Here is a 12,408-nt window from a genome sequence, read left to right on the forward strand (position 1 = left end):
TACCGGCTCCGGCGCACGGCTCAACCTGAACACCGCCACGCTCGCCCAGCTCGACGCGCTGCCCGGGGTGGGCCCGGTGCTCGCCCAGCGCATCCTGACCCACCGGGACCAGCACGGCGGCTTCCGGTCGGTGGGCGACCTGCGCCAGGTCGACGGGATCGGCGACGCCCGGTACGAGCAGCTCAAGGACCTGGTGACGGTGTGAGCGGACGTACCCCGGCGGCAGACCCCGCCCGCGTCGACCCGCCCGAGGCCCCGGACCTGCGGCTGGCCGGGCTGGCGGCGGCGGCCTGGCTCGCCGCCCTGGCCGGGCTGCACCTCACCGCCGCGACGACCACAGTGCTCGCCGCCATCGCCGCCGGTCTCGCCGCAGCAGTCGGCGCGCACCTGCTCGGCCAGCTAGGCCGGCCGACCGGGGCGGTCCGCCGGCACGGCTGGATCGCCGTCGCCGTGCTGCTCGGCGTCGTCTGCGGGGCCAGTGCCACGGCCGCCCGGCTGCACGTCCGGGACGCCGCGCCGCTGCGCGCGCTGGTCGACGAGCGCGCGCGGGTCACTGCCGAACTGGTCGTCCGTGACGACCCCCGTCCGGTCCGGGGCGCCCCGGGGCGGCCGTCGACCCTGCTGGTCCCCGCCGACCTGCTCCACCTCACCGGTCCCGAGGGCCGGCGGGTCACCGCCCCCGTACGGGTGCTGCTGCTCGCCGCGGACCCGGCCTGGCGGGGCCGGCTGCCGGGGCAGCGGCTCAGCGCCGAGGGGCGGCTGACCGCGCCGCGCGGCGGGGACCTCACCGCCGCCGTGCTCATCGTGGCCGGTCCGCCCGTGCCGCACGGGCGGGCGCCGTGGCTCCAGCGCGCCGCCGGTACGCTCCGCTCCGGTCTGCAACGGGCCTGCGCCCCGCTCCCCGACGAGCAGGGCGGCTTGCTGCCCGGCCTGGTCGTCGGGGACACCAGCGCGCTGCCGGCCAGCGTGGAGGAGGACTTCCGCGCCACCGGCATGACCCACCTCAACGCGGTCTCCGGATCCAACGTGGCCATCGTGGTCGGCGCGGTACTGCTGCTCGTCCGCTGGGCGCGGGCCGGTCCTCGGGTGGGAGCCGTGCTCTGCGGGCTGGCCCTGGTCGGGTTCGTCGTGTTGGTGCGCCCATCGCCGAGCGTGGTCCGGGCGGCCACCATGGGTGTGATCGGGTTGGCCGCGCTCGCCGCCGGCCGTCCCCGCGCCGCGCTGCCCGCACTGAGCGCCGCGGTGGCCGTCCTGGTGTTGCTCGATCCGGAGTTGGCCGGGGACGCCGGCTTCGCGCTCTCCGTCCTGGCCACGGCGGGGTTGCTGCTGGTAGCTCCCGGGTGGCGGGACGCGCTGCGACGGCGGGGCGTGCCGGCGGGGCTCGCCGAGGCGTTGGCCGTACCGGCGGCGGCGCAGCTCACCTGCGGGCCCGTGGTGGCCGGGATCTCCGGGACGGTCAGCGTGGTAGCGGTGCCGGCCAACCTGTTGGCGGTGCCGGCCATCGCGCCGGCCACGGTGCTCGGGGTACTGGCCGCCGCCGTCTCGCCGTGGTGGCCGGCCGCCGCCGAGTTCGTGGCCTGGCTGGCCAGTTGGCCGGCCTGGTGGCTGGTGACGGTGGCCCGGGTGGGCGCCCGGTTGCCGGCCGGCACCCTGCCCTGGCCCGGCGGGGTGGCGGGGGCGCTGTTGCTGGCCGCGCTGACCGTGGCGCTGCTGCTGGCCACCCGACGTCCCGTGGTTCGGCGGCTGGTGGCGGTCTGCGCCGCCGCGGCGATGCTGGGCGCCCTGCCGGTGCGCATCCTGGCCGGCGGGTGGCCGCCGGCCGGCTGGGTACTGGTGGGCTGCGCGGTGGGTCAGGGGGACGCGCTGGTGCTGCCGGTGGCGGCCGGTCGGGCCGTGGTGGTCGACGCCGGCCCTGAGCCGTCGGCGGTGGACGGCTGCCTGCGCCGGTTGGGTGTGCGGGAGGTGTCGCTGCTGGTGGTGAGCCACTTCCACATCGACCACGTGGGCGGCGTGGCCGGGGTGCTGCGGGGCCGTCGGCTGGGCGGGCTGGTGACGCCCGCGCTCGCCGAGCCGACGACCGGGCGGGATCTGGTCACCGCCGCCGCGGCCGGGACCGTGGTGCCGAGGGCCGCGTCGGCCGGCTGGTCGTACCGGGCCGGCGCGGTGGAGTTGACCATCCTCGGCCCGCCGTACCCGATGCACGGCACCCGCTCCGATCCGAACAACAACTCCCTGGTGCTCCGGGTCACCGTCGGCGGGGTGCGCATCCTGCTCTCGGGGGATGCCGAGATTGAGGAGCAGCGCGCCATGGTGGACCGCCTTCCGGCCGACGCGCTGCGGGCCGAGGTGCTGAAGGTCGCCCACCACGGCAGCGCCTACCAGGATCCGGCATTCCTGGACGCGGTCCGGCCGGCCGTCGCGGTGGTGCCGGTGGGCACGGGCAACGACTACGGCCACCCCAGCCCCTCCATCCTGGCCCGGCTGGAACGGGGTGGGGCCAGAGTGCTGCGTACGGACACCGACGGGGATGTGGCGGTGGTGACCGGGCGACACGGACTGGCGGTGGTGACGCGAGGGCCGGAGCCGGGGCGGCGATGACCGGACGCCCGTGGTCGGGGCGGCGATGACCGGGCGCCCGTGGTCGGCGCGCCAGCGCGGTGGGTGCCGTGGAGCCGGAGTCAGGTTGACAGCATAGGGTGGGCGATGATGGTAAATGTCGGGATTTGCGTTGTGTGCGGGCTGCGCCGCCAGCGCCACCGGTGAGCAGGCACGATCGTGCGTGGCGCGTGCCAAGATGGGCGACGTGACCGCCGCCAGCCTTCCTCCCATTCTCCTCGTTCTCGGCGACGAGGAACTGCTCGCCACGCGAGCGGTGACCGAAGCCGTGGCGCGGGCCCGTGGCGTCGACCCCGACGTGGACGTCCGGGAGTACCAGGCGGGAACGCTGACCCCCGGTGAGGTCGCCGAGATGCTCAGCCCCTCGCTCTTCGGCGGTCGCCGGCTGCTCGTGCTCCGAGCCGGGCAGGACGCCCGCAAGGATCTGGTCACCGAGCTGCTCGCGTACGCGAAGAACCCAGACCCGGACGTGCAGCTCGTCGTCCTGCACCTGGGCGGGGCGAAGGGCAAGGCGTTCGCCGACGGGCTGAAGGCGGCCGGGGCCGACGTGGTGCCCGCGGCGAAGCTCAAGGGGCACCGCGAGCGGGTCTCCTTCGTCCGCGACGAGATCCGCCGGGGCGGTGGCACCTGCACCGAGGACGCGGCCGAGGCGCTGATCGCGGCCGTCGGCGCCGACCTGCGCGAGCTGGCCGCCGCCTGCTCCCAGTTGCTCGCCGACACCGACGGGCGGATCGGCCCGGACACCGTCGCCCGGTACTACAAGGGCCGGGTGGAGGTGACCGGCTTCACCGTGGCCGACGCGACGATGATCGGGGACATCCCGGCGGCGCTGGAGGCGTTGCGCTGGGCGCTGCACGTCGGAGTCGACCCGGTGCCGATCGCCGACGCCCTCGCCGACGGGGTCCGTACCGTGGCCCGGGTGGCCGCCGCCGGACGGGGTGACCCGTACCAGCTGGCCGGCAGCCTCGGCATGCCCCCCTGGAAGATCAAGAACGCGCAGCAGCGGGCCCGGGGCTGGACCCCGGAGGGCCTGGTCGAGGCGATGCGGGCCGCCGCCGAGTGCAACGCGGCGGTCAAGGGCGGCGCGGACGACCGGGCGTACGCCCTGGAGAAGGCCGTCTTCTCGGTCGCCGCCGCCCGGCGGGGCGGCGCCCGGTGACCGGCCCCACCCGGACGGCGTGGCGCACCGTGCCGATCGAGGCGGAGCGGTACCGGCCGCTCTACGCCCGGGCGCTCGGGCTGCGCTTCGTCAACCCGGGTGGGGTGCTCTGCTTCCTCTTCTTCGAAGGTGCCGTGGCGCTCGCCGTGCTGCTCGCCCTGGCCGAGCTGGTGAGCTGGTGGGCGGTGCCGGTGCTGCCCCTCGCCGTGGCGATGATGGTGAAGCTCAACGACATGGTGGCCGAACGGGTGGTCCGCTCGGCCGCGCTGGTGCCGGAACAGGAAAGGGACCGGTTCCGTCGGCAGGTGGAGCCGGTGGTCGGGCGGGCCCCGGTGCCCCGGACGGTGGCCGGCGTCGTCGTTGTCCAGGCGCTGTCCGCTCCGGTGTGGGAACACCGGTCGGACCCGCGGCGACCATCGCAGGAAGCGCAACGCCAGCCGGAAGTGGCGCGCCGGTCCACGGAGCCCGGCGGCGTCTGAGCCGCTCCTGCCGGTGTCGCAGACAGCGGAAGCCCCGGGGGCGCCGCCCCCGGGGCTTCCGGTCAAATCTGGGGTCGTTCGGTCAGGCCGAGAGCGAGTCGACGCGCTTGGCGATCGCCGACTTCCGGTTCGCCGCCTGGTTGGCGTGGATGACACCCTTGCTGGCGGCCTTGTCCAGCTTGCGGGTCGCCTCACGCATGAGGACGGTGGCCTTCTCGGCGTCGCCAGCCTCCGCCGCCTCGTGGAACTTCCGGATGGCGGTCTTCAGCGACGACTTGACCGACTTGTTACGCAGCCGGCGCTTCTCGTTCTGCCGGTTGCGCTTGATCTGGGACTTGATGTTCGCCACGCGACAGCCTCGTCTTGATAGCTCGGTTTGGTCTGCTTGTGCACGCGACGAGCATGCGTCATCGCTGCGCGAAGAGCCAGGTTACCAGGTCGTCCGGGACGAGCCAAAACGACCCATCCGTGGCCCTGCCGGAGCGCCGCCGTCACCCGCGACCCGCCGTGCCGCTCCCGCGTCGGTCGGAGCCGGGAGCGGGGTCTGGGAGACTGCCAGGCCATGAGGACCGACGACTTCTGGCAGTTGATCGACCGGGCACGGGCCGGCGCCGGGGGAGAACCCGACGCGGTCGCCGCCCGTGCGGTCGCGCTGCTCGCCGAGCGCGACCCGGAGGAGATCGTCGGGTACGCCCACCACCAGCGGCGGGTGCTGGCCGCCTCGCACAGGGTCGACCTGTGGGGTGCCGCGTACCTGATCAACGGGGGTGTTTCCGACGACGGCTTCGAGTACTTCCGGGGTTGGCTGATGACCCAGGGACGGGCGGTCTTCGCGCGGGCGGTCGCCGATCCCGACTCGCTCGCGGAGCTGCCCCGGGTCCGGGCCGCCGCGCTCAGCGGCGAGGAGTTCGCCTGCGAGAGGATGCTGGGGGTGCCCTGGGCGGCGTACCGGAAGGTCACCGCGACCGAGCTGCCGGCGGACCGTGACCCGGTCGCGGTGCCGGACCTCGACGACTTCTGGGACTTCGACGACGAGGGTGAAGCCCGACGCCGGCTACCTCGACTGGCCGCTCTCTTCGTCGAGCCGCCGGCGGAGTGACCGTGGCGCGGGTGGGGTGACCGGGGCGCGGGACGGACCCGGTGTGCCCGCACCCCAGGAGTGATCGGATCGCGTCCGCAGCGACGTGGGAGCATAGAGGGGGCCGGCGACGTGCCGGCCCGTCCACGTCAGCCGACCAGAACGGACCGCTGTGCCACCGACGCTCGATCCCGGCGCGAACGCTCCTGGTGCCACCGACCCGGCGCGGATCAGGAACTTCTGCATCATCGCCCACATCGACCACGGGAAGTCGACCCTGGCCGACCGGATGTTGCAGCTCACCGGCGTGGTCGATCCCCGGCAGATGCGCGCGCAGTATCTCGACCGGATGGACATCGAGCGCGAGCGCGGCATCACCATCAAGAGCCAGGCCGTCCGGATGCCGTGGACGATCCGCGAGGGTGACCGGGCCGGCGAGACCGCCGTGCTCAACATGATCGACACCCCCGGTCACGTCGACTTCACCTACGAGGTGTCGCGCTCGCTGGCCGCCTGCGAGGGTGCGATCCTGCTGGTCGACGCCGCCCAGGGCATCGAGGCGCAGACGCTGGCGAACCTCTACCTGGCGCTCGAGGACGACCTGCGCATCATCCCGGTGCTCAACAAGATCGACCTGCCGGCCGCCCAACCCGAGAAGTACGCCGAGGAGTTGGCCCACCTGATCGGTGGCGACCCGGCGGACTGCATCAGGGTCTCCGGCAAGACCGGTGAAGGGGTGCCGTACCTGCTCGACGAGATCGTCCGGCAGTTCGTGCCGCCGGTCGGTGACGCCGACGCGCCCGCCCGGGCGATGATCTTCGACTCGGTCTACGACGTCTACCGGGGCGTGGTCACCTACGTCCGGGTGATCGACGGGCGGATCAGCGCCCGTGACCGGATCAAGATGATGTCCACCGCCGCGGTGCACGAGCTGCTGGAGATCGGCGTCATCTCCCCGGAGATGGTCAAGGCCGACGCCCTCGGCGTCGGCGAGGTGGGCTACCTGATCACCGGCGTGAAGGACGTCCGCCAGTCCCGGGTGGGTGACACGATCACCATCAACTCGCGGCCGGCGAAGGAGGCACTGGGCGGCTACAAGGACCCGAAGCCGATGGTCTACTCCGGCCTCTACCCGATCGACGGTTCCGACTACCCCAACCTCCGTGAGGCGCTGGACAAGCTCAAGCTCAACGACGCCGCGCTGGACTACGAGCCGGAGACCTCCGGCGCGCTCGGCTTCGGCTTCCGCTGCGGCTTCCTCGGCCTGCTGCACCTGGAGATCATCCGGGAGCGGCTGGAGCGGGAGTACAACCTCGACCTGATCTCCACCGCCCCCAACGTCGTCTACCGGGCCATCACGGAGGACGGCCAGGAGATCGTGGTGACCAACCCGAGCGAGTACCCCACCGGCAAGATCGCCGAGGTGTACGAGCCGGTCGTGCGCGCCACCGTGCTCACCCCGAACGACTACGTCGGCGCGGTGATGGAGCTCTGCCAGGGCCGTCGGGGCAGCCTGCTCGGCATGGACTACCTCTCCGCCGACCGGGTGGAGCTGCGTTACACGCTGCCCCTTGCGGAGATCATCTTCGATTTCTTCGACCAGCTCAAGAGCCGGACCAAGGGGTACGCCTCACTGGACTACGAGCCCTCCGGCGAGCAGGCGTCCGACCTGGTCAAGGTGGACATCCTGCTGCACGGGGAGCCGGTGGACGCGTTCAGCGCGATCGTGCACAAGGACAAGGCCTACAACTACGGCACCACGATCGCCGCCAAGCTGCGCAACCTGATCCCGCGCCAGCAGTTCGAGGTGCCGATCCAGGCGGCCATCGGCAGCCGGGTGATCGCCCGGGAGACCATCCGCGCCATCCGCAAGGACGTCCTCGCCAAGTGTTACGGCGGTGACATCAGTCGGAAGCGCAAGCTGCTCGAGAGGCAGAAGGAAGGCAAGAAGCGGATGAAGATGGTCGGCCGGGTGGAGGTTCCCCAGGAAGCCTTCATCGCCGCCCTCTCCTCCGACTCCGGCGACGGCAAGGCGCCCGGTAAGAAGTAGCCGCAGTCGACACGACAAGGGACGGCCGGCGCCCCCGCGAGAGGGGAGCAGCCGGCCGTTTCCGGCTCCGCGGTCTCCGCCTCCGCCGCCCTGCCAGGTTTTCTCCAGCTTCCGCACGCTGTCGTCCACCGCCGCTCCCGCCGCCCCGACCTGCGGTTCCACTGTGCCCACGACATCGGTGGGTCGGCCGCATCGATGTCGGGCGAAGCCCGCGGTGTGCTTCCGGTTTGCGCTTTCGGGCGTTCGGGAACTTAGCGGTCACGACAGGAACCACACACTTCGTGTGACTCGATTGTCAGAGGAGGCGACCGTGGAGTTCACCGTCTGGGGCATCATCACCGCGCTCGTTGTTGGTCTGATCATCGGCGCTCTGGGCCGCCTGGTCGTGCCGGGCCGTCAGGACATGCCGATGTGGCTGCACATGCTGATCGGTGTCGGCGCGGCCCTGCTGGGCACGGTGCTGGCGCGGGCCATGGGCATCGCCACCGCGACCGCCGGGATCGACTGGGGCGAGCTGCTGGTGCAGGTCGTGCTGGCCGCCATCGCCGTGGCCCTGGTGGCCGGCGTCGGTCGCCGCCGCAGCGTCACCCACCGGTAATCCGCCGAAACCCGTCGAGCGGGCGTCCGACCTTCCGGTCGGGCGCCCGCTTCGGGTACGGCGGATGGTCGACGGCCTGCTTCCCGGAACGGCCGACAGCCCGACGTCGAAGGGGCGACGCCGACCGCCCGCTCAGGCCCGAAACCCGACGGGACGGGTCAGCCGTGGCGGGGCAGGCCGGCCCCGGGGGGCCCACAGGATCGGCCGGCCACGGCTAGGCTCTCGGCCATGACGGGCAGGGTGGCGGCGGTGAACCTCGGCGTGGTGACCGAGGCGGCGTGGGCGGGCGACGCGAGCGGTCGCAGCGGGATCGACAAGCGACCGGCCGACGGGCCCGTGCCGGTGCGGTTCACCGGAGTCGTCGGCGACTTCATCGGAGAGCGGGCCCACCACGGCGGTCCCGACCAGGCGGTCTACGCGTACGCGGCGGAGGACGCCGGGTGGTGGTCGGCGGAGCTGGGCCGGGAGATCCGACCCGGCGGGTTCGGCGAGAACCTCACCACCTGGGCCGTGGACGTGACCGGGGCGGTGATCGGCGAGCGGTGGGTGGTCGGCTCGACCGTGCTCCAGGTGACGAAGCCGCGCACCCCGTGCACCACCTTCGCCGGCTTCTGGGGCGTGCCGGATCTGATCAGGCGCTTCACCGAGCGGGCGCTGCCCGGGGCGTACCTGCGGGTGCTCCAGGAGGGCGAGATCGGCGCCGGTGACCCGGTCGAGGTGGTGGACCGACCCGCGCACGGGGTCACCATCGGTGAGGTGTTCCGGGCGATGAGCCTCCAGCCCGAGCTGCTGCCCCGGCTGCTCGACGCCACCGACCTGCCCGGGCCGGTCCTGGAGAAGGTCCGCCGCCGGGTGGCCGACGCCCGCCCCTAGCCGGCTTGGGAGCGCGGGCGGTCAGCGGTCGGCGAAGACCTCCGCCAGCACCTGCCCGTCGGCTGGGCGGCCATCGGCGATCTTGCCCCAGGTGCCGTCCTCGGCGGTCCACTCCAGCCTGCCGAAGCGGACCCGCTTCACCCCGTGGTCCGGGGCGTGCGAGACCAGCCAGTGGGCGTACCGCCAGCCGGCGCGCGGGTCGGCGACCGGGACGGTGAGGCCGGTCAGCTCGGCTGCCGGGACGGTGCCCGCCAGACCCCAGTCCAGCGTCAGGCCCCGGGTGAGCGCGGCGGCGGCGGCCTCGCCGCGCATCGTCGGCCGGCTGCTCACCGTGCAGGCCACCGCGCCGGTCGCCTCGCCGAGCAGGGCCCGGGTCAGCACCTCCGACTCGTCGGCCCACTTCTGGTACGCCGTCGGGAAGGCCGACCGTTGGACGGCCTGGGCGGCGTCGGTGACCCGCATCCTCTCCCATCCGCGCACCTTCTTGAGCGCGGCGTAGAAACGGTTCGCGGCGTACCGCTGGTCCTGGATCTGCTCCGGGGTGCCCCAGCCCTGGCTCGGCCGCTGCTGGAAGAGGCCGAGGGAGTCCCGGTCGCCGTGCGCGAGGTTCCGCAGCCCGGATTCCTGGTACGCGGTGGCCAGCGCGACCACCACCGCCCGTTCGGGCATCTCCCGCTGCATACCGATCGCGGCGATCGTCGCGGCGTTGGCCATCTGTTCGGCGTCGAGCTGCACCGTGCCGTCGGCCTGGACGGTGCAGGTGCGGCTGAGCAGGGGAAGCCGGAGGCGCTCGCCGAACTGCTGGACGGCGTAGACCCCGAGCAGGGCTGCCACCGCGACCACGACACCGGCTGCCACGATTGCCCGATTTCGCACCCGCACCTCCTGTTTCAGGGTTCCCAAGCGTACGTCCCTCCGGAGGTGAATCGGGTCGGTCAACCGGTTCACCTTCCCCGAAAAAAAGGGAGTAAAAGGGGACGGAGATGGTCCTTTGGGTGGTCGGCTAGTCGGTCCCGTCCTTCGCCGGAGCCGGCACCCAGGCCGCGTCCCGCTTCTCCCGGAAGGCGGCCACCCCCTCGCGCCCCTCGGCGGAGAGGAAGAAACCGGTGGAGACGGCCGACAGTGCGGCGACCTCGGCGCGCAGGTCGGCGGGGGTCGGCCGGCGCAGCAGTTCCTTGGTCCCGGCGAGCGCTCCCGGCGCCCCCCGGACCAGCGAGGCGCAGAACCGCTCGACCGCCGCGTCCAGCCCGGCCGCCGGCACCGCGGCGGTCACCAGGCCGATCTCGGCGGCCCGGCGTCCGTCGAAGGTGTCCCCGGTCAGGTACAGCTCGGCCGCCGCGCGTGGGAGCAGGCGCGGCAGCACGGTGGCGGAGATGACCGCCGGGACCACCCCGAGCCGCACCTCGGTGAAGGCGAACGTCGCCTCCTCGGCGCACACCGCCAGATCTGCCGCCGCGATCAGTCCCAGCCCGCCGGCCCGCGCCGGCCCGGCCACCTTCGCCAGCACCGGCTTCGGGCACTCCCAGACCGCCGCCAGCACGTCGCCGAGCATCCCGGCGGGCACCGTGCCGCTGGCGTACGCGGCAGCCGTCTCCTTGAGGTCCGCCCCGGAGCAGAAGACCGGCCCCGTGTGGTCCAGCACGATCACCCGGACCGTGTGGTCGGCGGCCGCGGCGGCGATCCCGGCCAGCAACTCGGTCATCAACGGGGTGGAGAGCGCGTTGCGGTTGTGCGGGCTGTCCAGGGTGAGGGTGGTCACCCCACCGGCCGTGGCGACCCGCACGAGGCGGTCGGGAGTGGTCATGCCGGGCACACTAGTGGCCATGCCCGGCGTCCTTCCAGAAGGTGAGACCGTCCCCGCCGACGGGTCGCTGCCCGCCACCGCCCTGCACGCGGTGGGGTCCCGTGGCTTCGGCGTGTACGTCCACGTCCCGTTCTGCGCCAGCCGCTGCGGCTACTGCGACTTCAACACGTACACGGCGGCCGAACTGGGCGGCGGCGCGGACCGCGAGTCGTACGCCGACACGGTCCTCGCCGAGCTGGCGCTCGCGGCCCGGGTGCTCGGTGACGCCCCGCCGCCCCGGGTGGACACCGTCTTCGTCGGCGGCGGCACCCCGACCCTGCTGCCCGCCGACGACCTGGCCCGGATCCTCGACGGCATCGACCGCACCTGGGGACTGGCCGCCGACGCCGAGGTGACCACCGAGGCCAACCCCGAGTCGGTGACCCCCGGGTCGCTGAGGGCCCTGCGGGCGGCCGGCTACACCCGCGTCTCGCTCGGCATGCAGTCGGCGGCGCCGGGAGTGCTGGCGGTCCTCGACCGGCGGCACAGCGCCGGCCGGGCCGTCGCCGCCGCCGGGGAGGCCCGGGACGCCGGCTTCGACCACGTCAACCTGGACCTGATCTACGGCACGCCGGGGGAGAGCGCGGCGGACTTCGCCGCCTCGCTGGCGCAGGTCGTCGCCGCGGGCGTCGACCACGTCAGCGCGTACGCCCTGATCGTGGAGGACGGCACCCGGCTCGCCGCCCGGATGCGTCGCGGCGAGCTGCCGTACCCCTCCGACGACGTGGCGGCGGACCGGTACCTGGCCGCGGAGGCCACCCTCGACGCGGCCGGTTTCTCCTGGTACGAGGTGTCCAACTGGTCCCGCGGCGAGGCGGCCCGGTGCCGGCACAACCTGCTCTACTGGACCGGCGCCGACTGGTGGGGGCTGGGCCCGGGCGCGCACAGCCACGTCGGTGGGGTGCGCTGGTGGAACGTCAAGCACCCCACGGCGTACGCGAAGCGGCTGGCCGCCGGCGAGTCGCCCGGCCTGGCCCGGGAGATCCTCACCGCCGGCGAGGCGCACACGGAGGACGTGATGCTGCGGCTGCGGCTCGCCTCCGGACTGCCGCTGGCCGCCCTGGATCCGGCCGGGGCCGCCGGTGCGCGGCGGGCGCTCGCCGACGGCCTGCTCGAGCCGGCGCGGTACGCGGCCGGTCGGGCCGTGCTCACCCTGCGCGGCCGGTTGCTCGCCGACGCCGTCGTGCGCGACCTGCTGCCCTGAGCGGGACCGACCGGCCGCCGGAGCGGCCGGTCGGGGGGTCACTTGATGAAGGTGGCCGACATCGGGTAGCGGTACAGCTGCCCCTCGTTGGCCTTCAGCCCGGCGACGACGCCGAAGATGATGCCGATGATCGTGGCCGCGAAACCGATGAAGATCCCGATGATGATGCAGCTGAGGATCCAGCCGACCACGGCGATGATCGACCAGAGGATCTGGAAGTTCAGCGCGGCGACCGCGTGCGCGCGGGCGGCGGGGGACTGGTTGCCCCGGGCCAGCAGCGCGATCAGCGGGGCCAGCCAGCCCAGCGTGCCACCGCCGAGGAACATGCCGGCCGCACCGCCGAAGTGCGCCACCAGGGCCCAGGTCTTGTCCTCGGCGCTGGGGTAACCCGGGGGTGGGGCGCCGTACGCGCCGCCGGCCGGGTAACCGGCGCCCTTCGGATCGAAGCCCCCGGGCGGGGGATAGCCGCCCGGCGGCGGCACGTCTCCGGTGGGCGGGGGATAGCCAC

13 protein-coding genes are annotated in these 12,408 nt (G+C 73.6%); 9 read left to right on the forward strand and 4 right to left on the reverse strand.

Going from position 1 to position 12,408, the window contains the following annotated elements:
* The 4 genes from E1165_RS24435 to E1165_RS24450 form a co-directional block, all read left to right on the forward strand.
* Nucleotides 1-205: ComEA family DNA-binding protein (locus tag E1165_RS24435; protein ID WP_132394091.1), on the forward strand; the 205-nt coding region annotated here is incomplete at its 5' end.
* The gene (locus E1165_RS24440) at nucleotides 202-2,598 is read left to right on the forward strand and encodes a ComEC/Rec2 family competence protein (protein WP_132394092.1); all 2,397 of its coding nucleotides are present in this window, start codon (nucleotides 202-204) and stop codon (nucleotides 2,596-2,598) included. The genes E1165_RS24435 and E1165_RS24440, both read left to right, overlap by 4 nt.
* A gap of 196 nt (nucleotides 2,599-2,794) precedes the next feature.
* Nucleotides 2,795-3,775 (forward strand): DNA polymerase III subunit delta, encoded by a 981-nt coding sequence (gene holA / locus E1165_RS24445; protein ID WP_132394102.1) that lies wholly within the window; start codon nucleotides 2,795-2,797, stop codon nucleotides 3,773-3,775.
* Nucleotides 3,772-4,254: a hypothetical protein gene (locus E1165_RS24450; protein WP_243704972.1), complete on the forward strand. Its 483-nt coding sequence runs from the start codon at nucleotides 3,772-3,774 to the stop codon at nucleotides 4,252-4,254. Before holA ends, E1165_RS24450 begins: the two co-directional genes overlap by 4 nt.
* Nucleotides 4,255-4,336: 82 nt before the next feature.
* Here the strand turns inward: E1165_RS24450 and rpsT are convergent, their stop codons facing one another.
* Nucleotides 4,337-4,603: a 30S ribosomal protein S20 gene (rpsT, locus tag E1165_RS24455; RefSeq protein WP_132394093.1), complete on the reverse strand. Its 267-nt coding sequence runs from the start codon at nucleotides 4,601-4,603 to the stop codon at nucleotides 4,337-4,339.
* 213 nt (nucleotides 4,604-4,816) lie between these two features.
* Here rpsT and E1165_RS24460 point away from each other — a divergent pair, with 213 nt between their 5' ends.
* From E1165_RS24460 to E1165_RS24475, 4 genes are all read left to right on the forward strand, one after another.
* Nucleotides 4,817-5,353 (forward strand): DUF4240 domain-containing protein, encoded by a 537-nt coding sequence (locus tag E1165_RS24460; RefSeq protein ID WP_132394094.1) that lies wholly within the window; start codon nucleotides 4,817-4,819, stop codon nucleotides 5,351-5,353.
* A gap of 151 nt (nucleotides 5,354-5,504) precedes the next feature.
* The gene (gene lepA, locus E1165_RS24465; RefSeq protein ID WP_132394095.1) at nucleotides 5,505-7,382 is read left to right on the forward strand and encodes a translation elongation factor 4; all 1,878 of its coding nucleotides are present in this window, start codon (nucleotides 5,505-5,507) and stop codon (nucleotides 7,380-7,382) included.
* A 310-nt stretch (nucleotides 7,383-7,692) separates the two neighbouring features.
* Nucleotides 7,693-7,980 (forward strand): GlsB/YeaQ/YmgE family stress response membrane protein, encoded by a 288-nt coding sequence (locus E1165_RS24470; protein WP_132394096.1) that lies wholly within the window; start codon nucleotides 7,693-7,695, stop codon nucleotides 7,978-7,980.
* 228 nt (nucleotides 7,981-8,208) lie between these two features.
* Nucleotides 8,209-8,853, forward strand: coding sequence for an MOSC domain-containing protein (locus tag E1165_RS24475; RefSeq protein ID WP_132394097.1), 645 nt, complete (start codon nucleotides 8,209-8,211; stop codon nucleotides 8,851-8,853).
* 21 nt (nucleotides 8,854-8,874) lie between these two features.
* On the opposite strand, the gene E1165_RS24480 is transcribed toward E1165_RS24475, so the two are convergent.
* Nucleotides 8,875-9,735 (reverse strand): hypothetical protein, encoded by an 861-nt coding sequence (locus tag E1165_RS24480; protein WP_207917029.1) that lies wholly within the window; start codon nucleotides 9,733-9,735, stop codon nucleotides 8,875-8,877.
* A 121-nt stretch (nucleotides 9,736-9,856) separates the two neighbouring features.
* Nucleotides 9,857-10,657 carry an enoyl-CoA hydratase-related protein gene (locus tag E1165_RS24485; protein ID WP_132394099.1) on the reverse strand — a complete coding sequence of 267 codons (801 nt, stop codon included), beginning with the start codon at nucleotides 10,655-10,657 and terminating at the stop codon, nucleotides 9,857-9,859.
* 19 nt (nucleotides 10,658-10,676) lie between these two features.
* Between E1165_RS24485 and hemW the strand changes: the two genes are divergently transcribed.
* A complete protein-coding gene (gene hemW, locus E1165_RS24490) occupies nucleotides 10,677-11,900 on the forward strand; it encodes a radical SAM family heme chaperone HemW (RefSeq protein ID WP_207917028.1) in 1,224 nt (407 codons plus the stop codon).
* A 38-nt stretch (nucleotides 11,901-11,938) separates the two neighbouring features.
* Here the strand turns inward: hemW and E1165_RS24495 are convergent.
* The coding region (locus E1165_RS24495; RefSeq protein ID WP_132394101.1) for a DUF4870 domain-containing protein at nucleotides 11,939-12,408 on the reverse strand (470 nt) is incomplete at its 5' end.

This window comes from Micromonospora sp. KC723 (genome assembly GCF_004348595.1).
Classification (GTDB): Bacteria; Actinomycetota; Actinomycetes; order Mycobacteriales; family Micromonosporaceae; genus Micromonospora.

Coding starts and splice junctions, on each gene's coding strand:
- holA (WP_132394102.1), top strand. CDS start 2,795: ATGGGCGACGTGACCGCCGCCAGCCTTCCTCCCATTCTCCTCGTTCTC.
- E1165_RS24460 (WP_132394094.1), top strand. CDS start 4,817: ATGAGGACCGACGACTTCTGGCAGTTGATCGACCGGGCACGGGCCGGC.
- E1165_RS24475 (WP_132394097.1), top strand. CDS start 8,209: ATGACGGGCAGGGTGGCGGCGGTGAACCTCGGCGTGGTGACCGAGGCG.
- E1165_RS24485 (WP_132394099.1), bottom strand. CDS start 10,657: ATGACCACTCCCGACCGCCTCGTGCGGGTCGCCACGGCCGGTGGGGTG.
- hemW (WP_207917028.1), top strand. CDS start 10,677: ATGCCCGGCGTCCTTCCAGAAGGTGAGACCGTCCCCGCCGACGGGTCG.